17 protein-coding genes are annotated in these 25,364 nt (G+C 52.4%); 6 read left to right on the top strand and 11 right to left on the bottom strand.

Annotated elements, in window-relative coordinates; all coding sequences use genetic code 11:
• Window positions 1-17 precede the first annotated feature (17 nt).
• The 3 genes from DEF47_RS01860 to DEF47_RS25125 form a co-directional block, all read right to left on the bottom strand.
• Window positions 18-824, bottom strand: a complete 807-nt coding sequence (locus tag DEF47_RS01860) for a hypothetical protein (RefSeq protein WP_012189564.1) — start codon at window positions 822-824, stop codon at window positions 18-20.
• A complete protein-coding gene (locus tag DEF47_RS01865) occupies window positions 814-1,359 on the bottom strand; it encodes an RNA polymerase sigma factor (RefSeq protein WP_012189563.1) in 546 nt (181 codons plus the stop codon). The genes DEF47_RS01860 and DEF47_RS01865 overlap by 11 nt, the downstream gene beginning before the upstream one ends.
• Window positions 1,360-2,014: 655 nt before the next feature.
• Complete coding sequence (locus DEF47_RS25125) at window positions 2,015-2,317, bottom strand: cytochrome P450 (RefSeq protein ID WP_012189562.1); 303 nt, start codon at window positions 2,315-2,317, stop codon at window positions 2,015-2,017.
• A 23-nt stretch (window positions 2,318-2,340) separates the two neighbouring features.
• Here DEF47_RS25125 and DEF47_RS25130 point away from each other — a divergent pair, with 23 nt between their 5' ends.
• Both DEF47_RS25130 and DEF47_RS01870 read left to right on the top strand, forming a co-directional pair.
• Window positions 2,341-2,514 (top strand): hypothetical protein, encoded by a 174-nt coding sequence (locus DEF47_RS25130; protein ID WP_353845037.1) that lies wholly within the window; start codon window positions 2,341-2,343, stop codon window positions 2,512-2,514.
• Between the two features lie 182 nt (window positions 2,515-2,696).
• Window positions 2,697-3,224, top strand: a complete 528-nt coding sequence (locus DEF47_RS01870; protein WP_287044937.1) for a protease complex subunit PrcB family protein — start codon at window positions 2,697-2,699, stop codon at window positions 3,222-3,224.
• Window positions 3,225-3,468: 244 nt separating this feature from the next.
• Here the strand turns inward: DEF47_RS01870 and hisD are convergent, their stop codons facing one another.
• Complete coding sequence (gene hisD, locus DEF47_RS01875) at window positions 3,469-4,803, bottom strand: histidinol dehydrogenase (RefSeq protein WP_012189560.1); 1,335 nt, start codon at window positions 4,801-4,803, stop codon at window positions 3,469-3,471.
• Window positions 4,804-4,948: 145 nt separating this feature from the next.
• Between hisD and DEF47_RS01880 the strand changes: the two genes are divergently transcribed.
• A complete protein-coding gene (locus DEF47_RS01880) occupies window positions 4,949-5,224 on the top strand; it encodes an RraA family protein (protein WP_287044938.1) in 276 nt (91 codons plus the stop codon).
• Window positions 5,197-5,502, top strand: a complete 306-nt coding sequence (locus DEF47_RS01885; RefSeq protein WP_041304367.1) for a hypothetical protein — start codon at window positions 5,197-5,199, stop codon at window positions 5,500-5,502. The genes DEF47_RS01880 and DEF47_RS01885 overlap by 28 nt, the downstream gene beginning before the upstream one ends.
• A gap of 65 nt (window positions 5,503-5,567) precedes the next feature.
• On the opposite strand, the gene DEF47_RS01890 is transcribed toward DEF47_RS01885, so the two are convergent.
• Window positions 5,568-5,951 (bottom strand): VOC family protein, encoded by a 384-nt coding sequence (locus DEF47_RS01890; protein ID WP_012189558.1) that lies wholly within the window; start codon window positions 5,949-5,951, stop codon window positions 5,568-5,570.
• A 59-nt stretch (window positions 5,952-6,010) separates the two neighbouring features.
• On the bottom strand, window positions 6,011-6,973 hold the full coding sequence (locus DEF47_RS01895; RefSeq protein WP_012189557.1) for a helix-turn-helix transcriptional regulator: 963 nt from the start codon (window positions 6,971-6,973) through the stop codon (window positions 6,011-6,013).
• Window positions 6,974-7,076: 103 nt separating this feature from the next.
• Here DEF47_RS01895 and DEF47_RS01900 point away from each other — a divergent pair, with 103 nt between their 5' ends.
• The gene (locus tag DEF47_RS01900; RefSeq protein WP_012189556.1) at window positions 7,077-7,298 is read left to right on the top strand and encodes a DUF4287 domain-containing protein; all 222 of its coding nucleotides are present in this window, start codon (window positions 7,077-7,079) and stop codon (window positions 7,296-7,298) included.
• 251 nt (window positions 7,299-7,549) lie between these two features.
• Window positions 7,550-19,855, top strand: coding sequence for a hybrid non-ribosomal peptide synthetase/type I polyketide synthase (locus tag DEF47_RS01905; RefSeq protein ID WP_012189555.1), 12,306 nt, complete (start codon window positions 7,550-7,552; stop codon window positions 19,853-19,855).
• 62 nt (window positions 19,856-19,917) lie between these two features.
• On the opposite strand, the gene DEF47_RS01910 is transcribed toward DEF47_RS01905, so the two are convergent.
• From DEF47_RS01910 to DEF47_RS01930, 5 genes are all read right to left on the bottom strand, one after another.
• Window positions 19,918-21,201 carry a citrate synthase gene (locus tag DEF47_RS01910; protein ID WP_012189554.1) on the bottom strand — a complete coding sequence of 428 codons (1,284 nt, stop codon included), beginning with the start codon at window positions 21,199-21,201 and terminating at the stop codon, window positions 19,918-19,920.
• A 140-nt stretch (window positions 21,202-21,341) separates the two neighbouring features.
• Window positions 21,342-21,764, bottom strand: a complete 423-nt coding sequence (gene mce, locus DEF47_RS01915; protein WP_012189553.1) for a methylmalonyl-CoA epimerase — start codon at window positions 21,762-21,764, stop codon at window positions 21,342-21,344.
• Window positions 21,765-22,396: 632 nt separating this feature from the next.
• Window positions 22,397-23,191: an SDR family oxidoreductase gene (locus DEF47_RS01920; protein WP_012189552.1), complete on the bottom strand. Its 795-nt coding sequence runs from the start codon at window positions 23,189-23,191 to the stop codon at window positions 22,397-22,399.
• 196 nt (window positions 23,192-23,387) lie between these two features.
• Entirely contained in the window at window positions 23,388-24,740 is a 1,353-nt protein-coding gene (locus DEF47_RS01925; RefSeq protein WP_012189551.1) for a 4Fe-4S binding protein, read from the bottom strand.
• A gap of 46 nt (window positions 24,741-24,786) precedes the next feature.
• Window positions 24,787-25,221 (bottom strand): MarR family winged helix-turn-helix transcriptional regulator, encoded by a 435-nt coding sequence (locus DEF47_RS01930; protein WP_012189550.1) that lies wholly within the window; start codon window positions 25,219-25,221, stop codon window positions 24,787-24,789.
• Between the last annotated feature and the right edge of the window lie 143 nt (window positions 25,222-25,364).

A 25,364-nucleotide genomic window follows, 5' to 3' on the forward strand; every position in this document is an offset into this window, starting at 1 on the left:
CATGGAGGGCTTGGACGCTACGGTGTGAGTTCCAGGCTCGCTGCAATCAGCAAGCCCTCCTCCTTACTTGGAACGCCAGACAGATAAAAGGTAAAACCATCAGCATTCCAGATTAGGTTATTGCTCTCCATGACCCCCGCCTCTTGGTCTAAGAAGGTGAACCCTTCAATCCAGACTCCAGCGTGTCCATTGATAGTCACGGACTCCGTTTGGGCCTGCCCCACTGGCATCTGCGTGAACAGTTTCCCTTCGCGTGCTTGGACGAGTATCAGCGTCCTGAGTTGGCCCTTCAGCTGATACATGGTCGCCGTTGCATAGTCCGCATCTACCACATGCTGAATGTCACGATCTACCACACGACTACCAGGCGGCAAGCCATTCAATTGATACACGGAATATCCCGCCTGCGATTGGATGGTTGCGAGATCGGTCATCTCCGTATCGAACGTGAAGCTGACTTGGGGGATGGAAGTCGGCTGCGGTGTTGGTGTCTGCCCTCCAACAATCATATCGGCATAGGTTGGGTCATTTGTAATCTGAACCAGCCCAAGTTGGTAGAGGATGTCGGTCGCCAATACGTGCAATGGGGTCACCATCAAAGTGCCCAGCAGGGCAACCCCACCAATCAGCGCACGGATGCGACCACTCCAGCTTCGTCTCCGCATGCCGTGCGCGAGATGGACGATACCTGCTTCCCGAGTGGTGGGAGGCAGTATCCGCTCGACGCGATCAACCGCCAGCAACTGATCACGAAGGCGGGTCGTAAAGTCGGGATCAGGAGTTTCCTGATACTGGTACAAAAAGTCATCATGGTTAGTCGCCATAAGGGTATACTCCTAAGACGCGGCGCAACCGCACGACGAGTCGATGCAAATGAGTGCCAACCGTCGATTCGGTCAGGTCGAGCACGGTGGCAATATCACGGTTCGTTAATCCAGCTCCATACTTGAGCGCAATCAGCTTATGCTCCTCCACGCTGAGCTGACGTAAATGCGGGAGCAATGCGGCAATGACCGCCCGCCGTTCCACCAGCGTTTCAACGTTGGTGGTATCGGGTAGCGTGGTGGCCTCTGTAAGGGGGGTAGCCGGACGCTTTTGCCGCAGGTGGTGACCAACGACGCGATGGGCAATCGTAAAAATCCATGTTGAGATGGCGCCTTTCGTCGTCACATAGCGCGTTCGACAGCGCCAAATCTCCAAAAAGATGGTTGAGGTCAGATCTTCGGCATGCGTGCGGTCGCCGACGGCGTACAGACACAGGTTATACACGCGTGGCTGAAAGGCCGCATAGACGGCCTGCCAATCAACCGTGTCTGGTGGGCTGGTGGTGGCTGGAAGTGCCAAAGCGTGTGTCTTCATACTTGTATTATTGCCAGAACCGTCACATGTATCTCATACGACGGCGAAACCGCACGACAATCAATAAAAGTATGTCCTTCAACACGTTTGCCCAGTGATTGGAGTTTGGTGGCGACGGCAGGCTTACGGAAAATGACCGTGAGGCGCAACGGAAGGTATCAAACGCCAGCGAGATCGGGATCACTACCCCACGCTCTTGATTGACCGCATGATTGGCCGCAATGGAATAAGATCAACCCATTTTCACCCTCTCTGCCCTCTAAAAAGCATCACGCATTCGGCACGGAGTAAAAAGCCGATTCGTGATGCTTTGCTGATGGTTTTTAGGGAGGCCCAAACCGCGCAATATATAGCGGGACGACATATATCATTGCAGCGTCAACAAAAAAACGCGCAGATCATGGGGTGATCTGCGCATTCGTCGTCATGTGGCAAAAACGTCGAGAGCCATAGTATAGCAACCCTCTACTAGTGCAGCCAGATAGGTATGTAATTCACCCTATGGCCTCACCAACAAGAGGGAGAGCCGGTTTTCGTGGTGCTGGTGGGATACGGCGCATGCAACCGAGAGTACAGACAATTTACATGACACTCCAGATGCAGCCTCGTTGCGATGAAGTGGAGTGTTTTTGGACATCTCGTCACAACAGTGATTTCACCGCTGAAACGATGCGAACAAGACCCGATCTGGCTCCAACACAACCTGAGGCCGAAAGTCAACGGAGGTTATATCCACCAAACCTGGTATCCCCGTCTGCAAGATTGTCTGCATCACCGTCGTCAGCTGCTGGAGCGCGAGGTGCATCCCAATACATTGGTGTGCGCCAATACCAAAGGGGAGATAGCTTAAACGTGGTCGTGTGGCCGCCGCCGCTGGGGCAAACCGCGTCGGATCGAATTGGGTTGGATTGGGATACCAGCGAGGATTCCGTTGGATAACAAATGGACTGAAGCCCAAGCTTAATCCAGTTTGGTTGGTCGATCACGGCAACCGATATTGATCAAAATGGTCTTTACGATATCGTTATTGGAGCGCCTGGTGAGGCTCCAGGCGGAGATCCAAAATCGGGGTATGCTTTTGGCTATCAGGGAAGTTCTCACGGGCCAATTCCATGGTTTGGGATTGATCAGCATGGCCTTGATATAAACGAGTAAAGGCACTGCTCGAAGCCCCTGAGGGAGCTAGTGATGGAGTCACACCTCGTTATTAAAGAAGTGGTGACCCCATCACTAGCATATCGCTATGCTTCATCACGGCTCCTCCATCAGCGCCAACGCCGGAATGCGTAACATCGTCACAAACCCCGCTTGAGTCGCATTGATACTAGGAGTATTCCATGACACGATCACTACTGCTCCTGCTTTGTGCAAGTACGATATTGGTTGGATGTGGCGCATCTCATCCAACAGAAACACCGATTCCCATAACACTGGTTAGCGATTTTAGTAGCTGGGAGGGAGAATTTACTGGGCAGTATCGGGAGCCAACGCCGATGTGTCTTTTAGAGCTATCAGAGCAACGCGATAACCACCTAACGGCAATGGTCAACCCAACGGTTCGCAACCACATTCAACAATCGCAACAACCCCAAACCGTTATGATTGCATGCTTTCTCGGTCTTCGACAAGCTGGTGGTGCATCACTGTCAATTCAATCGATCACCATTAGCGAAGCGATGATCCACATCTATGCGACTGTTTCACTCCCACAGCCCCATGAGTTTGCAGAAAGTGGGACACACTCTCCCGTTTCAGTGGTTCGAATTGATCAAGGCGCTATTCCACGGAATATTCCCTTAACATTACGGCTTATCAACGCAACAACAACCCAAGAACTCGCGAATAACAGCGTCATTCGCCCCTAACAGGGTTAAGGATACGTGGTTTCTGTGCTGTGAGGTAATCACGTATCTTTTTCTTGCATCGACCAAATCCTTGCAGCGGTGCTGCTCTATCCCTATCCACTGGAGTATCCGCCTCTACAGTCTTCGTGCATCAGCGGATACTCCAGTGGATGCCAGCAATACAAGGTAGGCTTGCTGGTCTCGCACCCCGCAGCCGTTTTGGCCTATCACAAAGCACAAGAGAAGTATCCACTGATAAACGACATTATTGCTCTAAACGGCGGCGTACAGCCGCCGCATGGGCGGTCAGTCCTTCGGCCTCAGCCAAACGCTGAGCGACTGGCCCTAATCGTTGCAAGGCTTTTTCGTTCAAGCCAACCAACGAAATAACTTTTCGGAAGTGGTCAACATTGACTGGCGAGGCATAGCGAGCCGTACCACCAGTGGGCATAATGTGCGATGGCCCAGCCACATAATCACCCAACACTTCAAACGAACGTTCACCAAGGAAAATGCCCCCAGCATTGCGTACTTTACCCACATATTGCCAAGGATCGTTGACTAATAAACAGAGGTGCTCAGGGCCATAGGCATTACTTAAATCGAATGCAACCTCTAATGAAGGGACAAGCACAATCCCTGAGCGATTGGTGAGCGCTTGGGCCGCGATTTCAGCTCGTTCAAGCTCTTCGAGTTGACGAGCAACCGCGACCTGGACTTTTTCGGCCAATTCCAACGAAGGCGTAAGCAAAATCGCCGAAGCCAGCAAATCATGTTCGGCTTGGGCGAGTAAATCGGCAGCCACTAGCTCAGGGTTAGCATCAGCATCGGCAATCACCATGGTTTCGGTAGGGCCGGGCAAGGCTTCAATATCAACCGTGCCATACACCGCCTTTTTGGCCAACACCACAAACAGATTGCCTGGACCGATAATTTTATCGACATGTGGCACACTATTCGTGCCATAGGCCATCGCAGCAATGGCCTGTGCCCCGCCCAAACGAAAAATTCGGTGGACTCCAGCAATATCGGCAGCTACCAAGACCAACGGCGAGATCTCGCCAGTATCACGTTGCGGCGGCGAGCACACAATAATCTCGCGTACTCCAGCTACCTTAGCTGGAATTACCCCCATCAATAATGACGATGGAAGGGGAGCTGTGCCACCTGGCGCATACGCCCCAATCCGCTCAAGTGGTAGAACAATCTGACCCAGTGCTCCTTCATCCGACCAATCAACCCAACTTTGGCGGGTTTGCTTACGATGAAAACGCTCGATCTCGGCAGCAGAGATCCGTAACGCTTCAACCAATAATGGATCAAGTTGGCTATAGGCGGCTTCAATCGCCGAGCGATCGACCTCAAATTGGCTTAATTCAACGCCTTCGATCGTGCGGCTCCAGTGCTCTAAGGCCGCATCGCCATCGCGCCGCACACTGGCTAAGATCTGATCAACCGCAGCGGCAGGCGTTGTGCCAACCCCAAACATGTGGTCGAGGCTTTGTTGTAAACGCTCTGGAACTTCGACCGTATCGAAGGCGACTCGTGCTAATGGGCCTTGTTGAGCCTGCGCAAGATCGGTATAAAGCTGAATTGGCATGTATGCTCCATCTATCCAATGAACTAGCAGCATGCTACCAAATTCGGCGTTGAGCGCAAATGAAGGCGAAGCATGGCAGCACAATGGTGATCCAGATGCTTTAATCCGAATAGTAGCTAATAATTGGGCAATAAGCAATATAATTATGTCAATTTACATATTGTTGCAGGTGGCCGATTTGCTGCCAGCCCTACCATCCTTGACGCAGCTTCAGGCTGCATACTATACTCAAGCTGACGCGCTCAGCCGTAGCCAAGTGATGGATCTGGTATGGCAGGAGATGCCGCGCGTCGCAGGCCCAGCTTTTACCGTTCAATGGATGCCTAGTGATAATTGTATGCTACATGCAGCAATCTATCGGGCTGAGCCAGGCTCAATTAAGGAGCATCATCAATGGAGCATAAACGCACTGCAGGAGTAGAGGTATTAGTTCGAGATATCCTTGTTACTTTCCCACAACCCTATGGTGAGGACATCATTGAGGAAGTCTGCATCGCAATTGAGGCATCTCCTGCATGGAAACAGCGTTACGATGAACTTGGGGCGCTTCTGCATCCAACAGTCGTCAACAACTGGATTGGCCAATATGTAAAATGGCAGACAGGCTACGAAACTCTTCGTGAAGTTACTGCCCACCGTTCAGGATTGATCAAAAACTATTCAAAACTGATTCCAGCCATAGCCAAACCGAACAACTAAAAGTAAAATTGCCTTTGATCACGATGGATCAAAGGCAATTTTACTTTTACCAACCTTGTGGAGTTCTAGACAATAGGATTCTCAACTGGCAGGCGTTCGTGCAGGCCAATCTGGTTCCCCTCCGTATCAGCAATAATCGCCATCCAGCCTTGCGGACCAATAGATGTACGCGGCATCACCACTATGCCACCGTGATCCGCCACCAATGCTAGTGCGGCATCAAGCCGACCTGTCGCATCCAAATAAAGTAACACCCCATCACGCGACGGCGTAGCCGTTGCCGAATGCACGATTGACCCAATCCCTTGGCCTTCAGCGGTCATCAAGATTGCATTGGGAATACCCATAAACACTTCTTCGCGCAAGGTTGTATCCAGCACGATATTGTAAAAAGCGACCGCACGAGCGAAGTTGGTGGCGGGAATTTCAAACCAATTCAGCTGAACCATTGATCAGGACTCCTCTAATAGGCGAGACGACATCAGCTTAACACCCCGCTGTGACACCCCTATGGCAGGAGCGTTTTAGGCAAATCGTACATTCGTTGAATTGCCCAACCCTGATCACGGATGAGCGTTTGCAGGGCAATCGGTTCGAGCACCCGCGCAAACCGTCCCCAACTCAAAATCCACTGCACCACATCCGTGATCGCACGAACATGCAGGATTGCCAAGAGTCCGTCTGGTTGCTGGATTGTGCTGACTACAAAAAAGGGCAGATCTTCAAGTACCCATGTTTTTATCTGTTCTGCAAACAATACTTGGACACAAATTGGCTGATCAAGCTGGGTGGCATCCTGAGGGATGGGTGATGTACCCGTTGGTTCAAATGTGTGATCCAGCATCGTCAGGTCACCAATCCGTTCGACTCGAAAATTGCGCATCGACTGACGAAGGTGACAAAAGCCGTGGAGATACCAGACGGTACGGACACAGGTTAGCTGATAGGGATCGACCATACGAGTCGTGTGACGCGCAGCCGCAAAGGGGGTGGTGCGCCCATGATAGCCCATTCGAAGCGAGCGCTGGGCCACAATCGCTTCCCGCAGCACTGTCAAGTGGCCTTGCTGGATCGCCGTATCACGGGCTGCGATAATCGCCATCCCTTGCTGCATCGTGGTCACATGCAGGCGCAGCGGTGGCGGAAGCACGGTTATAATTTTTGTGGTTGCCGTTCGGGCCGCAGTGGCATAGGCCGGATCATACAAGTGACCAAGCGCCCGTAGTCCTTGCACAATCAGCAAGGCTTCGGCGGGAGTCAACTGGAGTGGTGGTAAAAAGTAGCCTTCAACGAGGGAATAGCCTTGGCCTGGCACACTAATAATCGGCACACCTGCCTCGCACAGTGCGAGGATATCACGATACACGGTGCGCACGCTGATTTCAAACGTCGCGGCAAGATCAGCGGCCCGTCGCCGTTGATGCGCCTGTAACTCAAGCACGATAGCCAGCAATCGATCAACACGATTCATAATATCTCTCTCGGGCAAACATCGACAGAATCGACCATCGCTATCGAAGTTTGCGAATGCTATACTGCAACGACCAGACTAGATACCAATTGAAAGGAGTCATATGACCCAGGAAAAACCACCCAAAGGCCCAGCCTCGTATTTCCCATCGATCGAAAAAACCTATGGCTATCCGATTGATCATTGGATGACCATTCTTGATAGCATGGTGGGCAAGACCCATATGCAAATGGTTGCTGCGCTAAAGACCGAGCATAATCTTGGTCATGGTCATGCGAATGCGCTGGTTGCCTACTATCGCTCGCAGCAGGAACCAAGCACGTAATTCCAATGGAGCCATATCTGCTCAAGGATGTGGCTCAGTCGAACTCCTGATCGCCCTTGATAACAATGGATCACTTGCATCTACAACCCCGATCATCATGATCATACGACTAAGATCGCCTTTATTTGGTAAAATGAACGGTTTGAAGCTAGAATTCGCTTCGCGGCCTTTCCTTTCCACAAATACTGTCCGTAAATCGGCAGTCACGGGATGAGACTCGTTTTGATAAAGGCCATACTGGAGTATATCCCATGGTAGCTGATTTGTTGTCTTGCATTGCTGCTACGACGACGCTTCCCGAGCTGCTTCGAACCGCAGCAGAAACCACGCCTGACCAAGTAATTATCCATATTGCTGCCGCTGGTAACGAACGAAGTATCAGTTACCACGAACTCTATAGATCGTCCCAAGCTGTTGGCCAAACGTTGCGACGCAGTGGACTCAGCACAGGCCAAGTAGTCTTGATCGCGCTTGAATCGAGTGTCGATTTCTTGGTTGGTTTTTGGGGTGCGCTGTTTGCAGGTCTTGTCCCCGCACCGCTGGCCGCCGAACCAAAGCGGATTCTGGCAATTTGGCAAAGCCTAGAGCAGCCAGCTTTACTTGTCAATCACGCAGTTGGCGAGTCAATCATCGCGCTAGCGGAACAACTAGCACCACCAGCACAATTAGCGCAGGAACGACCCACCGCGCTTGATGGGCCATGGACTACGGCAGTCCAGCTTTTCAGCCCAATAACTAAACGTCATCGTTCAGGGCACATCAGCGCTGAAGGTAGCGTTCAGCCCCATGATCTCGCCTATCTCCAGTTTTCTTCGGGCAGCACCGGCCAGCCTCGGGGAGTTGAGTTGTCTCATGCTGGGTTGCTGGCAAATCTGTACCAAATGGGGAGTGCCTGTGCCATCAACTCCCAAGATAGCGTTGTCAGTTGGATGCCTTATTATCATGATATGGGCTTAATTGCTGCGCACTTGCTACCGCTGGCAGCTGGAATCAAACAGGTCAAAATTGATGAGTTTTATTTTGCCCGTCGTCCAGCTATTTGGCTAGAAATCACCCATCAACATCAAGCAAGCTTGTTAACTGCTGCTCCTTTCGCCCTCGATTTGGTCAATCGTCGGGTAAAACCAGCACAGCTTGTAGGTCTCGATCTGCGTTGTGTGCGGTTGTTGATCGTTGGAGCCGAACCAATTGTTGCGGCGAGCTGTCGGGCGTTTCTTGCTCAACTTGCACCAACTGGCTTATCGCCACAGGTTTTGCTACCGGTGTATGGTTTAGCTGAGGCTTGTGTCGGCGTTAGCCTATCCCCATTGGGCACAGGTATGACCACCCATCATATTAATCGTCACATATTGCTTCATGAAGCACGGGCTAGCTCACCTGACGAGAACCAACATCACAGCACTGACCCAATCGACCAAACCGATTGGTTAGAACTGGTTGATGTTGGCCTGCCAATTCCCGATTGTCGTGTGCGGATCGTCGATGATCAGGATAAGCTGCTCGGCGATGATTTGATCGGTCATATTCAGGTATCAGGGTCGCAATTGATGCGCGGTTATTATCGTAGCAACGACCCGAGCGCTGCATTTTGCGATGGTTGGCTGCGCACTGGCGATCTTGGTTTTTTACGCAATGGACGTTTGGTAATTACTGGACGGGCCAAGGAGATCGTGATTGTTAATGGGCAAAAGCATCATGCACCTGATCTTGAAGATCTCATCAGCACCGTTGATGGGCTACATGCCAAACGGATCGCAGTGTGTGGCGCTGAGCGAGATGGTCAGCGCGTCGTTGTATTTCTGGCGATTAACGCATGGCAAACGGTACTGCCCGCAATCAACACAGCAATCCGCAGGCTGCGACGCACAACTGGCACGACAATAATCGATATTGTGCCGTTGCGAGCCAGCCAGTTTCCACGTACAAGCAGCGGCAAACTCAAGCGTAATGTGCTGCGCGAACGCTATGAGTTGGGTGAATTCGATGCGGTGATCGCTGATGTGCAACAAGCCTTAGCAGCCCTTAATTCTCCCCCACGCATGGCATTAAACCACTTGGAACAAGCGATTATTATGCTTTGCGCTCAAACGTTAGAGCTTGATCCAAGTCAGATAGGCTTGCACGATTCGGTCTTTGAACTCGGGGCAACCTCGCTACAATTAATGGATCTTTTAGCAGAAATTGGTGATCGCTTCAACCGAGAGCCAGATGCCGCCGTGCTACGCAACCATCCCACACCCGCAGGCCTAATCGCTTGGATTCAACAACCAGAAATTATGTCAACTAATAGTATGCCAGATGCGCGTAGCGATCGATTCGCTACCCCCGAGCCAATCGCAATTATTGGTATGGCCTGCCGATTGCCCGATGCTAATACACCAGAACAGTTTTGGTTGAATTTGGCCGCAGGGGTCGATAGTATTAAACAATTGCCAAGCCCACGCCATGACACAACGGCTAGCCCCGCGCCCAATGGCCAAGCGTGGGGCAGCCAGTTAGCGACAGTCAGCTATTTTGATCACGACTTTTTTAACATTAACGCGGATGAAGCCGCAGCCATGGACCCTCAACAACGCATGTTGCTAGAGTTAGCCTATCATGCCCTCGAACGAGCGGGGTATGCAGCCGAGCGACGGAATGGTCGGCGAGTTGGTGTATTTGTGGGGGTTGGTGAGGCCTCGTATCAAGAGCTATTGTTGCCTCTATTGGCGCATAGCGAACAGCTTCATTCATCAATAGCAACTGGCAACATGCGCAATCTGATTGCTGGTCGAATTGCCCATTGTCTTGATTTAAATGGCCCAGCAATTGCGATTGATACTGCCTGCTCATCAAGCTTGGTTGCGCTGCATATGGCTCGCACAAGTTTACTCGTTGGCGATTGCGATCTCGCGTTGGTAGGTGGCATTAACCTTAATTTAACCGAAACCCCCTATCAACTGTTGGAACGTGCAGGAGCGCTCTCACCAAGCGGGCGCTGCCAAGCATTTGATGCCGCAGCCGATGGAATTGTCCTCGGCGAGGGGGCTGGAGTATTGGTGCTAGAGCGCTTAGGTCATGCCCAGCACAATGGCGATAGCATCTTAGCGCTGATTCGTGGCTCAGCAATCAATAATGATGGGCACTCGTTGAGTCCAATGGCTCCCAACCCATTGCGCCAAACGGAAGTGCTACGCCAAGCCTACCGCGAAGCCAACCTTGATCCAGCAAGTATCTCCTATATCGAGGCCCATGGCACTGGTACTGCCATTGGCGATCCGATAGAAGCTCGTTCATTGGCCCAAGCTTTTCCAGCAACAAGCAATCAACCACGTCGGATCGGTTCGGTCAAAACCAACCTCGGCCATTTACTCAATGCTGCGGGCATTGCCTCCCTGATCAAAGTGATCTTAATGTTTCAGCAGCGCCAAATTCCCCCATCGCTGCATTACACAACCCCCAATCAACGCTTTGATCTTGCAGCAGCTGGAATGACGATCAACACAACGCTTGAACCGTGGCACGGGCCACAGCCACTCCGTGCTGGGGTTAATAGCTTTGGGTTTGGGGGCACAAATGCCCATGTTATTCTGGAAGCGCCAGCTCCAGCACCAAATCCTGCGCACATACCAAACGATTTTCAAATGCTACCAATTTCGGCTCGTACCGAGCAGGCTTTAGCCGAACTTGCAGCTACTTTAGCCCAACGCATGCAAACCGATAAGGCGTTGAAGCTAGCCGATGTATGCTTTAGCTTGGCTGAGCGTGAAGTTTTTAGCCACCGCGCAGTCCTAGCCAGCGATGGGGCTGAGCGAGCGCATAGCGAACTTGTCGATGGGTTGGCCTGTTTAGCCGCCGGAGCGGCAAATCCAGTGCTGATCACTGCGCCGCCAACCGCGCAACGCCGTAAAATTGCCCTGCTATTTGCGGGACAAGGAGCACAATATCCCCAGCAAGGGGCACTGCTTTATCAACAAGAAGCAGTCTTCAGGGCCACCCTGGATGCTGCCTCGGCGCAACTTGGCCCAATTAATGGGCGGCCATTGCTCGAATGGTGTTTGGATGCGGATGTTGATAGTCGTGCCTTGGCCGATACCGCTGTGACCCAGCCGCTGCTTGTGGCCTTTGAGGTGGCCCTAGCTCGCCTTGTTATCAGTTGGGGGCTTAGTCCTGATGCGCTGGTTGGCCATAGTGTTGGTGAGCTAGCAGCAGCATGTATCGCTGGTGTCCTAAGTTTTGAGGCAGTTTTAGAGTTGGCGCGGGCACGGGGACAGCTGATGGCAACATTGGCAGAGCCGGGCATGATGGCGGCAGTCTTTGCCCCAGAGCTGATTGTTGCCACAGTGGTGGCCCACTATGCCGCTGACGTAACAATCGCTGCCTACAATACACCCAATCAGGTGGTTATTTCAGGTCAGCGGGTTGCAGTTATGCAGGCACTCGCAGATTTGGAGCGTGATGGATTTAATGCGGTGATTGTTAACGATCATATGGCTTATCATTCACCCTTGATCCAAGCAGCAGTGCCTGCGATTGCCGAGGTCGCCGCCAAGTTTCAGCCAGCAACCCCTACGCTTCCACTGTTGAGTACGGTCAGCGTTGAATGGATGCATGGTACTGCTAAGCTCGATGCCGAGTACTGGGCAACCCAAGTTGTCGAGCCAGTGCGGTTTGCTGCGGCGCTCGAGCGGTTATTCAATGAAGGGTTCGATACCTTGATTGAGATTGGCCCAGGCAGCACGCTAACAGCCTTTGCTCGCCAAATGGCGGTAGGGCGAGCTGCCAGCTCAAGCGTCGAGGCACTGCTCAAGCGCGGCACAAACGACTACACCACTATTCGCACGGCAATTGGGCGCTTGTGGGTTCATGGCGTTGATTTCAAGCTATCAGCATTGGTGGGCAAACAGGGACAACGTGTGCCCCTGCCAAATTACCCGTTCGCCCGTATTCGCCATTGGTTGCCAACCCCCCCCGAGCTTAAGCCACGTCTTCAGACACTTGAACTTAAACCAACACCTGAGCACCCAGCGTTGCTCCATGGTCAGGCGATTGCCGCAGTTAGTTTGCAAACTACTCCACGTGGGTATCGCTTGAATTTGAAGACTGCCGATGGGCAAACCCTCCTCGAATTAACCAATCTTCGCGAGGTAGCCGCCCCCCAGCCTCCGCCCGATCACGCGCCAGCGCTCCTTCAACAAGTTGTTTGGACTCAGACTGCATTAGCTGCCCCAAGCGACCAAGCGCTCGAACAATGGGTTGTGATTGCAGATAATAACAATCCGTTGGCCGACCAGCTGCTTAGATTGCTGAATACAGCCAATCGAGCCTGTGTTGTAACAACCAGTGCAATGCTCAACAGCGTGCTTCCAACCATCTCCAATCGTTATGGATTGATCATCCTAGGTGCGCTGAGTTCCGATGAAGTGATTGCTCAAACCAACGCGTTTGAGCAAACTTGTTACGTTGGGGCGCTCCAACTCTTGGATTCAATCAAGTCAATCTTGGCCTTACCCACATCCAAGCAACCCAACGGCTTATGGGTTGTTACAGCGGGAGCATACGCGATTAACAACCATACACAAGTTGTTGCGCCACAAGCATTGCTTGCCGGGCTAGCAGCAGCCTTGCCCGATCAGCGGATTAAATTTCCCTGTGTAGCACTTGATCTCGAATTGACCGACGACATCCCAGCCCAAGGCCAACTACTCTTGGGGGAGCTACAAACCCAACCAAGCAATGGGGTCGTTGCATGGCGGGCGGGCAAACGGCTAACCCGCACCTTAGCACCCTTAGCGGGCGGCCCAAGCAAGCGACCACCAAGTGAAAAGCCTGGTCGGGTGATTATCATCGCAGGTGGAACAGGCGGGGTTGGCGCTCAGCTTGCCCGCCATCTAGCAACCCACAACCAACCAACCCTCATCTTGCTTGGCCGTTCTGCCCTTGATGCACAGCGCAGCAGCTTACTTGAACAACTCAACGACTTGGGCGCAGTGGCTCGCTACTGCCAAGTTGATATTTGCGATCCCCAACAGGTAGACCAGCTTATTGCCGAGCTGGCAGCCTCCAGCAATGGGATTTTTGGGATCATTCAAGCAGCAGGAATTGTCGATGTAGGTTCATTACAAGCCAAAAGCGCCCAGCAGTTGCTGGCCGTGCTCGCACCAAAAGTTAGCGGTACATGGCTGCTCGCGCGAGCGCTTGAGCGCTACCAGCAACGACCAGCATTTTTTATCAATTGCTCATCAATTGCCGCTGTGGTCGCTGGCCTCGGCGGGGGAATTGCCGATTACGTAGCAGCTAATGCGTTTCTTGATGCGTTTGCAGCAAGCGAGCGCCAAGCTGGACGGCCCATGACCACCCTAAATTGGGCCGCCTGGGATGGAATTGGCTTGGCTGCTAATCCAATGTTGGTTGAGCAACTCCGCCAGCGCGGCTTACCACCACTGCATCCAAGCCAAGCATTACAGGCATTTGACCAAGTGCTTTACACCGAGCAACGCCAAGTTGTTATTTTGGCCCCTGTTGAATCGACAGCTGAGCCGCAGTATCAAGCAACTAAAGCAGCAATTACTCCGCCAGTTGCAATCAGTAATCCTGCAATGAATGTTACCCAGCAGATTCAAGCCTTGGTGGGTAACGCATTGAAATTGCCACCTGAACAGATTTCTGAGGATGCTTCGTTTCTGGCGCTCGGCCTTGACTCGTTGCAAGCGGTCGATTTGGTTAAACAACTTGAACAAACCCTTGGCACAACCTTGCCATTAACCCTGTTTTTTGAGTTCCAGACTATTCGTGAATTAGTGGCGTATCTGAGTAAGCAGCGCCAAGTTGGAATAGCAGAAACAGTAGCTACTGATATTGTGATGCAGACTATTCCGTCGATCAATCTAAATCAAGCATTCCCAATCGCGCCAGCCCAAGTTAGCTTTTACGTGGGGCATCAGCTCTATCCGGCCAGCCCAGCCTTTACCCTGATTCGCCAACAGATTGCGGGCTTCCTCGATCAAGTGGCCTTACAGCAGGCACTATGCTATCTCGTTGAGCGCCATCCAATGCTGCGGGCGCAATTTGAGCCAGTTGATCACGAGCAACCTGAGCCACGCCAGCGGATCATCGCAGCAGATCTGCTACCACCTAGTTTGTGGTTTGAACAACGGGAAGCTCCAGCGGATCATGCAGTCTTTGAGCAGCAGTTAGCCCATTATCAATTTGATTTGTTCAAGGCTCCGTTATTTCGAGTTGTGCTTTGGCCCGATAGCGCTGATCGTTGGGTATTGCTTTTGTTGCTTCATCATAGTATTGCCGATGGTTGGAGCACCAGCATCCTCATCGACGAGCTATGGCAGGTCTATACCCAGCTGGTACAAAAACAGCCAATTGCTCTCCCAGCCCTAGCCTGTACCTTTGAACATTACACCGAGCACGCGCTTAAGGCCGCAACCAGCCAGCAAGCCAGCATTGATCGCGCTTGGTGGAATAGCTATTTGGGTCAAAATAACGCTGCCATTACCTGGACACTGCCAACCGATGCTCCCCTCAGCGAAGCAATCACCCAGCCAATTGGTAGCTTCCACCAGCAGCTAGATTTAGCTACAAGCAGGGAACTACGCCAGCATGCCGCAGCATTAGGAGTTTCACTCTTTCATCTGCTGTTGGCGATCTATGTTCGTCAGCTAGCAGATTGGAGCCATACTAATGCCCTTGCGATCAATGTGGCTGAACATGGGCGGAGCATGCGTTTGGTTGGCATTGAGCAAATAGTTGGCTGCTGCGCTGATCATCTGCCGTTGCTTTTAACCCTTGACGAAGCTGCTGATATCAACAGCTTAGCTGGATTAATTCGTGATCAGTGGACAAGTATCCAACAACATTCCAACATCTCGGCTCTTGATTTGGCTCGCTTGTCGGGAGTACGCCACCAAACCGGGCCACGTGCGCCAGGTGCGGCTTCGTTCAGTCTTGCTCGCTTTCCCGGCAAGCTGCCCGAGGATTGTCCAATCAGCATTCAAGCGCTAACCGCAAGTACAGCCACAGCAGCAACGCAACTTTCCTTACTCATTGCCGAAGTCCGTGGCGTGCTCCAGTGCACGTGGATCTATGCAACGAGCGCCTTCCAAGCTCACACCATCGAACAGCTAGCCAACAGCTATCGGCGCGATCTAATGGCGATCATTCAGCCAAGCCAACCCCAGCCAGCGTTACAATCAAAGCTGGTCGCAGCCAAACCGCAATCGCTGACTCCAAGCCGAATTCTTGACCAGTGCTTGCGTCAGCCTGGGCGAGTTGCAGTCAATGCTGATGGTCAATTATTAACCTATGCCCAACTAGCGAGCTATGCAGCACAGGTGGCAATTTGGCTTTTGGCCAACGGCGCAGGCCCAAATCAACCAGTTGCGCTGCTAACCCAACCAGGAATTGCCAGCATTGTTGGGATGGTAGGGGCGCTATGGGCGGGCGTACCATGGCTTGGGCTTAATCCCGATTATCCATTAGCCCAACTGCACGATCAGCTTACTCAAGCGGGTGTTCAACGACTGCTCCATCACAATCAAACCCACCAAACAGCTTTGCAACTCCAGCAAAGCGCAATGCCGCAGCTTCAACTAGGCTGGCTTGATCAACTCATTCAGCAAGTGACAGCCCTAACCTCAATGCCATCGATTGCCACGCCCACGCCGACTGATCTTGCGTATGTCATTTTCACATCAGGCTCAACAGGCCGCCCAAAAGGTGTGCCGATTACCCATGGAGCGCTTGCTAATTATCTTGAGTGGTTGGTTGAACGCTTCGATTACAGCCCGAATGATCGGCTGCTCCAAACCGCCGCGCTCAGCTTTGATGCGGCTATCAGTCAGATTCTTGGGCCACTGACCTCGGGTGGCAGCGTGATTACCCTTAATGCGTTGGCGGTACGCGATCCACTTGAGTTATTAGAGGTACTTGAGCGTGAGCGTCCGACCATTTGGCGCTCTGTCCCAGCACTTTGGGAACGTGTGATCACGGCAATCGAACGCCGGATTGCCGATGGGCAAGCAGCACCCGCCTTGAGCGAACTACGATTGATTGGGGTTGGCGGCGAGGCGCTACCCGCGAGCTATGTCCGACGCTGGATGGATATCTACGGCGAACAGCAGCAGATTGTTAATCATTATGGGCCAACCGAGGCCACGATCAACGCAACTGCTTACCAAATTAGGCAACGACCAAGCATAAACGCCCACATTCCAATTGGCAAAGCAATCACTGGCACGATCACTCGTGTGCTTGATCAACAAGGGCAAATCTGCCCGCTCGCAACAATCGGCGAGTTGTACATCGGCGGCAGCGGGCTAGCAGCGGGCTATCTTGGGCGACCCGATCTGACGGCACTCCAGTTTGTGCCTGATCCACTACAAGCAGGCGCACGACTCTATCGAACGGGTGATTTAGTTCGTGAGCTAGCCGATGGCAATTTGGTGTTTGTTGGTCGGGTTGATGAGCAAATCAAGCTACGCGGCTATCGCATCGAGCCAGCCGAAATCGAGGCCGCATTACAAGAACATGAGGCAATTACCAAAGCGGTTGCTTGTATGGTTGAGGCTGGCGATCAGTCAATCTTGGCAGCCTATTTGGAAACAAAAGCCGTCTTGCCATCCGATCCGGAGCTACGGCGCTGGTTAGCAAAGCGTTTGCCGCCACAGATGATTCCTCAGCGCTTTTATGCGGTGGCATCCTTTCCAATCACAAGTTCAGGCAAGATTGATCGTGCTCGACTACGCTCGCTGCCAATTCCGGCCCCAATCAATGTAGCCCAAGGAGTGCAGCCGGAAACCGCAACCGAGTTACTGCTGGCCGAAATCTGGCAGAAGGTGCTTAACCTACCACATGTTTATCGCGATGACGATTTCTTTGAATTGGGCGGCGATTCGCTGTTGCTGTTGCAGGTGCTAACCCGTCTAGAGGGCCGTGTCGCGGTACTACCAAGAGCCGCTAGTTTGTATGCCCAAAGTAGCTTGGTAGGTTTCGCTCAGGCCTTGGATGCAGCGGCTAGCCAGCAACAATCAACTGAGCAACCAACGTTCGCCGAACAGCGATCATCGATCCAAGCCGACAATCCAACGTTTGCGCTTACCCCCGCTCAAATCGGTTTTATGCTAACCGAGGCGTTTGATCCAGCGGCGGCAACAACCTGGTGCGCCCGCCTTGCCATCACAGGCCCACTGGATCAAGCGTTGCTTCAGCAGGCGCTTGGCATCCTCGTCAAGCGCCATCAAATGCTGCGCGTGCGCATATTGACCGATCAACGCCCGCCGCTTCAGCAAGAACAACCATTTGAGCTTCCCCACTTGATCGTTCACGATGTGCAAGCGCTGCTTGCTGCTGGTGCTGATGAACATCAGCTAATTGAGCAGCACTGGTACGCAGAACAAACGCAGCGCTTTCAACTTGATCAACCGCCCTTGCTGCGCATGCGGGTATTGCGATTAGCTCCAACTCGCCATATCTGGCTGATTGCCGCTCATCACATTATTGGCGATGGTTGGAGTGCATGGATTTTCGGCCAAGAATTACTGCACATATACGATAGTCTTGGGCGGGGTGAATCGCCACGTTTGCCCAATTTACGCTCAACGTTTCAAGATTATGTCAAATTAATCCAACAATCGAGTGAGCAATCAGCACTACACGCAGCATACTGGCGTAATCAATTTCGCCAAACCTATCACCGACCGTTATTACCAGCCAATAATGTCGAGCCAGCTGCAACAACCCTGAATATCAGCCGCAGCCTACCAGCAAAGACCTTGAAACAACTACGGCAAGTGGCGGCAGTCGAGGGTTTAACCCCTTATGTAGTGCTGCTGAGTCTCTTTATTTATCAATTGCGCCAACTCACTGCGGCCAACGACCTGGTAATCGGCACTGCCCACGCTGGTCGCGACCTTGCCTTGCCTGATATTGAGCGGATATTCGGCTGTTTCGCCACCGCATTACCAATTCGATTCATTCATAACCAGCCAGAAGTAGCGATCCATAGTCTCTTGCAACCAGTCGCCCAAGCCTTCCGAAGCGCCTACCAGCATGCACTAGCACCTACGGAAATTGCCCGAATCATTGGTGCTGATAACACAATCTCAGCCATTACTGCAACGGGGGCACAATTTTTCTTCACATTCTTGGATTTTGAGGCTCTTGGAAGCTTGCAGAGCCAAACGCTAACGCTTGATTGGGACAACTCATATGCCGAAATTCAACCACCATTTGGCGCGACCGAGTTGCTGTTTAGCGCACGCGCAACGAATGGCAATTTGCGGCTCACACTGCAAGCAGCCCCTACAAAACTTGATCACACCACCATGCAAGGCTTTATGGATGGTTTGCTAGCAGCAATGCAGCAACTTATTGCAAAACCACAGCCCATTAAGCAGCGCCAGATTCAGGTTGGCACACGGCCAGTCAACATCCAATCAAACACCCTCGATGCTGCATTGATCGGCTATCTACCACCAAGCCGAAGTATTGCAGCGCTGGTTGGGCTACAAGGCGCTGAGTCCAAGCTACGCGAGCAGTTGCGTGCGATGCTCTTCCCTGCTGGACAGCCGCGCTGGTTTGAACTACTTGAGACTCCCATTGGATCATCAGCATTACTGTGTTTACCGCGCTTTGCCGAGGAGTTGCAGCCCAACCATGCCGCCCACATCACAAACGAAATCGCTGCTGGAATGGCTTTAGCCCAAGCGAGGGGCGTGCGCTGCGTTTCATTAGCAGGGATGTTGCCAGCGCTTACTGGCTATGGGTATGGTGTGCTGCGTGCGCTAGCCCACGATACCCAACCCCAACCAGCCCTCACGACTGGCCATGCCACAACCGTCGTCGCCGTGGTACTAACGCTTGAGTCCGCCCTTGTCGTAACAGGTCACGAACTGGCACAAAGCGACGTGGCCATTGTGGGGCTTGGCTCGATTGGGCAATCAGTCTTGCATTTACTCCTCAAAACCCTGCCACATCCGCGCTCGTTGGTGCTATGTGATCTCGCCAGCAATCAATCGCGGCTCAACGACCTCGCCACCCGCTTGCAGCACGAGGCTGGCTATACAGGCCCAATTAAGGTAGTTGCCGCCGATAGTGGAGTGCCGATCGACGTTTACCAAAGCCAAATCATTATTGCGGCCACAAGCACAGCCGGAATTATTGAGGTAGAACAGTTACAAGCCGGCACAATTGTGGTTGATGATTCGTTTCCACCATGCCTTGACCCAGCCAAAGCCATTCAGCGTATGCAACACCATGGCGATGTCTTGATCGTTGGTGGCGGGCAGCTCGCGTGTGGGCCAAGCCAGCGCACAATCGATCTCCCACTCAGCAATCCGGCCCTTTACGAACGGATTTTAGCCGAAATTCTACCGAATGCCGCCGCTAGTTGCCAACTCGAAGCATTGTTATGGGCAACCGACCCAAGCTTACCCCTGACGCATGGACTGGTTACGGTCGAGGCAGCCTTGCGCTATCGAGCTGCGATAATGCGGGCTGGCTTTGGCCCGGCACCGCTCCATTTACAAGGATTTCAGCCAGATCTCCAGCACTTTACAACCCTATAACTTAAAAAACGCCCGTTGGGAGCAAACTCCCAGCGGGCGTTCCGATCACCGTGGTATTTGATTTAGCCGCGTTTTTCGACTGGAACGAAATCGCGAGCATCGTAGCCAGTGTAGATCTGGCGTGGGCGAGCAATTGAAGTTTCCTTGTCGTTGTGCATTTCATCCCACTGGGCCAACCAACCGACCGTGCGAGGGATGGCAAACAGCACTGGGAACATATCAACAGGGAATTTCATTGCTTGGTAAATAATGCCCGTGTAGAAATCGACATTGGGGTACAGCTTGCGTGAGACGAAATAATCATCTTCGAGCGCAATCTTTTCAAGTTCCAAGGCAATGTCGATCATTGGGTTACGCCCAACAACTTCAAACACATCGTAGGCCAGCTGCTTGACGATCGCAGCGCGAGGATCGTAGTTCTTGTAGACGCGATGGCCGAAGCCCATCAACAAGACTTCACGATTTTTGACGCGGCGGATGTAATCGGCAACATTACTGGCGGAACCGATTTCTTGCAACATGCGCAGCACTTGCTCGTTTGCGCCGCCATGCAGCGGACCATACAAGGCTGCCGCCGCCCCAGCCATGGCTGAATAGGGATCGACGTTTGAGCTACCCACTGAGCGCATCGCATTCGTGCCACAATTTTGCTCGTGGTCGGCATGCAAAACGAACAAAACATCCAAGGCTTTTTCCATAATTGGGTCTGGAATGTATGGATCAGCTCTTTGGAACATCATCTTCAAGAAGTTGCCAGTATAGCTCAACGAGTTATCGGGGTAAACGTAGGGCAAGCCCATACGTTTGCGATAGGCATAGGCCGAGATCGTTGGCACTTTGGCGATCAAGCGAGCAATCTGCAAACGGCGCATTGCTGGATCTTTGACGTTTTTGGCTTGAGGATAGAAGGTTGACATTGCACTCAAGGTACTAATCAACATCCCCATGGGGTGGGCATCAAAATGAAAGCCATCCATTAACTTCTTGATATTTTCATGCACCATTGTGCGGTGGGTAATTTCATGAACCCATGCATCAAGTTGTGGTTTGGTTGGCAGTTCTCCATTGAGAATCAAGTAGGCGGTTTCGAGGTAGCTGCTGCTATCAGCCAATTGCTCAATTGGGTAGCCGCGATAGCGCAGAATCCCAGCGTCGCCATCGATATAGGTAATTGAGCTACGGCATGATGAGGTGTTATTGAAGCCTGGGTCGTGGGTCATCAGCCCAAAATCTTCGGCATCTGCTTTGATCTGACGTAAGTCGAGGGCGCGGATGGTGCCATCGACGATGGGCAATTCGTAAGTTTTCCCAGTACGATTATCGGTGATCGTCAAGCTGTTAGTCACCAGCGACCTCCTAAAAGCTTAGAACAAAAAATGAGGCGACATTGCCCCAAAAATCCTGATTGGTTTGTCATTGTAACATAAGCTTGAGCCTATTCGTTGCTTAAATAGGCCATCATGACGCACTATGTTAGCACACTGCGTTAGACTGTCGCTTTGGGATGTTCGACTAATTCAGTTAACACACCATGTAAGGCTTTGGGGTGAATAAAGGCAATCCGAGTTCCATGAATTCCAGGCCGCGCCTGGTGATCGATCAGGCGTACACCTTGGGCTTGCAAAGATTCTAAAGCATGATCAATATCTTCGACGGTGTAGGCCACATGATGAATCCCCTCGCCGCGTTCAGCCAAAAATTTGGCAAAAGCTGCATCAGGGCTGGTCGGGGCGATTAATTCAAGTAATGTGCCACCAACCTGACCCACCGCAACCCGCATATGCCGTTCCGGCATCTCGATAATTTCCCAAGCATCAAGCGCGAGTTGCTGGCGATAACTGGCAATCGCTTGCTCAAGATCGTGCACGGCCAAGCCCAGATGATCAACTCGCGTGAGCAATTGCTCCATTGCATCCTCACAAACACGTCCAAAAATCATCATTTGGATTAAGTGTAACGCTTCCATAATCAAACGTAAAGGCTTGGCAATAGCTGAGATACTAGATAGAGGTATGCACATCAAGCTTATTGTTTATGCTGCCATAACTGCCCGTAACACAGGGCTGTGGTCGGTGACAGCTAGCGTTTGTTCGTCACCCAGCGCTGGATTAGGGGGTGCGAGCCGCAATTGCTCATGCGGCTCGCAGACTGGGCATCTCTCAGTTCACCCGCCGTTCTTGCGACGAGATGTGGTCTTGAATATATAGACATGGACGCTATCATACCGAAATTGTCGCTTGGAATCGTATTGTATGAATTTCAAGCTGTGCGCACAGACACGATAAATCAGGTCTACCTAACTCGCCTATGAGCCTCACGCTTCATAAAGTTGATGACATGAATGGCGTTAGTACCGACCGATAGGCATTTCAGCCGTACCTACAAAGTGCCACAGTATACCCAGAAGGAGTTACAGCTAAGTTACAATTTGGCAAAGGCAATGGATCAAGCGGATGACCAAACGAAACGATGCCCATCCACTTGATCCATTGCCACAGATTTATCAGAATCAAGCCGTGTTCGTTCAAGATATACGTGTCACTATTCCTCGCCTAGGTTGGCTTTTGCCAAGTCACTGGTGATGGACTTGTTCACCTGCTTCAGCATAAAGGTTGGTGCAAAACGGCTCATCAGCTTCATGATGTTGCTCATGCCTGGCCGAATTTCGGCGGTGTCGTGTTCAAGTTGCTCCAGGGCTACCCGTACCATTTTTTCAACATTCATCACGATTGGATTCTTGCTATTGAGGGAGTCGGAACCCAAGTTCTCCAGCAATGGGGTGGTGGTGGCAGGCGGAGCCAGTTCAATCACTGTGACATTCGTATCGTGCAGTTGGATGCGAAGAGATTGGGTATAGGAATGCAAGCCGGCCTTTGCTGCGCTGTAAATAGGCGAACTGGCGAGGGGGACAAACGCGAGCAATGATGAGGTATTGATGATGGTGGCATGGGGCTTTGTTTTGAGAAACGGCAAGAATTGCTCGATCATGCGCACTGGTCTAAGCAGATCGACCTCAATCTCACGGCCAATGTCCTGTAAGCCAATCCGCCCGTTTAGCCGCAACGTCCGCATCACGCCAGCGTTATTGATCAGCATATTTAGATCAGGAAACTCGTTCGTTACCCGTTCGTAGAGTGCGGCAATTGCCGCCGGGTCACTGACATCGCTTTGATAGGTCTGTACCCTTGGGATATGTTCGTGGATGGCTCGGAGTTTATTGGGATCTCGTCCGGTCACGAGAATGGTATTCTGTCGTTGGTGGAGTTGCTTGGCGAGTTCCAAGCCGATACCGCTTGTTCCACCCGTGATGAGGATTGTGTTTGCTGAAAGTTTCATGAGACCCTTTGCCTTTATATATGCAGCGATCATGCGCAATCACTGTGATGTATGGTTAAAGATGCAGCCGTACCTTCAAAAAATGAGTCGAGAACGCATAGGCGATTATCTGAGGATGTATTGGAATGACTGGATCGACAGCACATACAGAACATCCTTACCGTGTCTCGATTAGCCTACGCGTAACAGCGCCGTCTCAGGCCGCGAAGCAGGCGCGAAACACCTTCATCAACCGCAGCGAGCCACGTAATCGCAACTTGCGTCGGACAAGCGCCCATGTCGGGGTGCGATCGCCAGCCACTATCCCGAGCCATGTTCGGCTGTCGGCGCTGATCCGCAGGTCGGCATGGCCGACGCAACCCTCCGTAATCGTCACTCGCTTTCGCGAATCTGGGCCGTCGCCGATGCTGACGGTTGCAGCATAGTCCTCGGCTCCGCTGAAAACCAGATGGTAGACGGCGTTTACCCCTTCGGCAGCCGTCGGACGAAAAACCCGGGGCAGGCTCTTAACGAAGGCTTCGACCGAGGAGAAGCGGATGCCGCTGCCAACCCGCTTGACATGCTTATGCGGAAAGCGTCGCCGCACGTAGGCCGCCGTCGTTTCGGTTGACACGTAAATGGTCTCAACCTTATCTTGCAACGGCTTGACTACCTCCTTCAGAAAGCCAGCCCGATTAGTCAGAAAAGGCGCGATAACGTCGTCACCAGCGGGGCAGACGGCGATGCAGTAGGCCGCCTTATACGAGGCACCAAAGCTGAGGCTTTGCCACATCGAGGCTGTCTCGCTGGCTGTGGTGCGCTCGTAATACTCCCCGGCATCGTTGCTTGATACGAGCGTTTCCACCCAATCATTGAAGCCACCCATAAACTCGCGATAATTGTGGGTGAAGCAAGCTGCAAAGTCGAAGTCGCCAGACGGACTAATTGCCCCGACCGGACATGCCGCCACGCAAAGCTTGCATTCCAGACAGGGATTGTAGTCGATCGGCTTATCCTCTGCCGAAATTACGGCATCGGTGACGATCGTACCCAGCAAGATGAAATTGCCGAAGCGTGGGTGGATCACGTTGCGGTGAATACCCATCTGTCCCAGTCCTGCCGCCACCGCCACTGGTTTGTGCGAGATGATCCAGCTTTTGCCGGGAAATCGCTCGACTTCCATCGGAAAGCCGCTGGCTGGATTGGCCGCACGCACGCCCTGTGCTTCCAGTGCCGTGACAATCGTATGCGCCGCATCGTCGGCATGATCAACCGTGTGGTGGAACTCCAAATTGGCAACCGATCGCGCCGGGCTGCGAATCGGCTCGCGATTCATGCGGCAGACGATACTGATCAGGCTGCGTGCCCAGGGGAAATTTTCCAAGATCTCTGCCCGCTGATTGTCAAGCTCCGCCCGATCAATGGATACGAAGCCAACATCGTCTGCGCCAGAGTCGAGGCAAAGATCGCGGAGCGTCGTAGCGGCCAGCCTCGGAAAATCCTCGGTTGACTGAATAGCCCGCTCCTGTCTAAAGCGCAGCACTGTCGGATGATTCTGCAAATGAGCCATAGATCCTCCAGATATAGGTGTATATACACGTAAATGATCAAAAAAATTAGCGAACGCCACGGCGCAGCGTTTTCAGCGTATCAAGTAAATCGCCGAACTGATCGCTGCCAAGCACCACGACAACACGTTTTTGGGCCTGTTGCCAAAGCGGCAGTGCTGCTTCAAGTGCCGCAACACCTCGCGTGGTAATCGCCACTTGACGGCGGCGTTTATCGCCGTCGGGCTGGTCTTCGACCAAGCCATCGCGCTGGAGCGCCTGGAGATTACGGGTCAGGGTAGTCCGATCCATACCAAGCGCTTCGGCGAGCTGGCCCATGCCACTCGGTCCGATCTGCGCCAGCGTCGCCAGCAGGGTGAACTGACTGCAATGGAGGCCGGTCTCCTTAAGCGCGTCATCGTATGCCTGCGTCACAAGCCTGGCAGTTTTTCGCAGGTTAGCGCAGGCGCAAAAACGCAATTCGGCTAAAACAGTGGCTTCCATCGGCCTTCCCTTAAAATAAGTGTATATACACGGAAATATACTTCACTGATAGCCCACTTGTCAAGCAAGAGGATGCCCCAACCTGGACTTAATGGAGATCATCCTGCTGATAAACCCTATGTTTATCTGATACTCAACCCATT

The organism is Herpetosiphon sp. (genome assembly GCF_003512625.1).
GTDB lineage: Bacteria > Chloroflexota > Chloroflexia > Chloroflexales > Herpetosiphonaceae > Herpetosiphon > Herpetosiphon aurantiacus.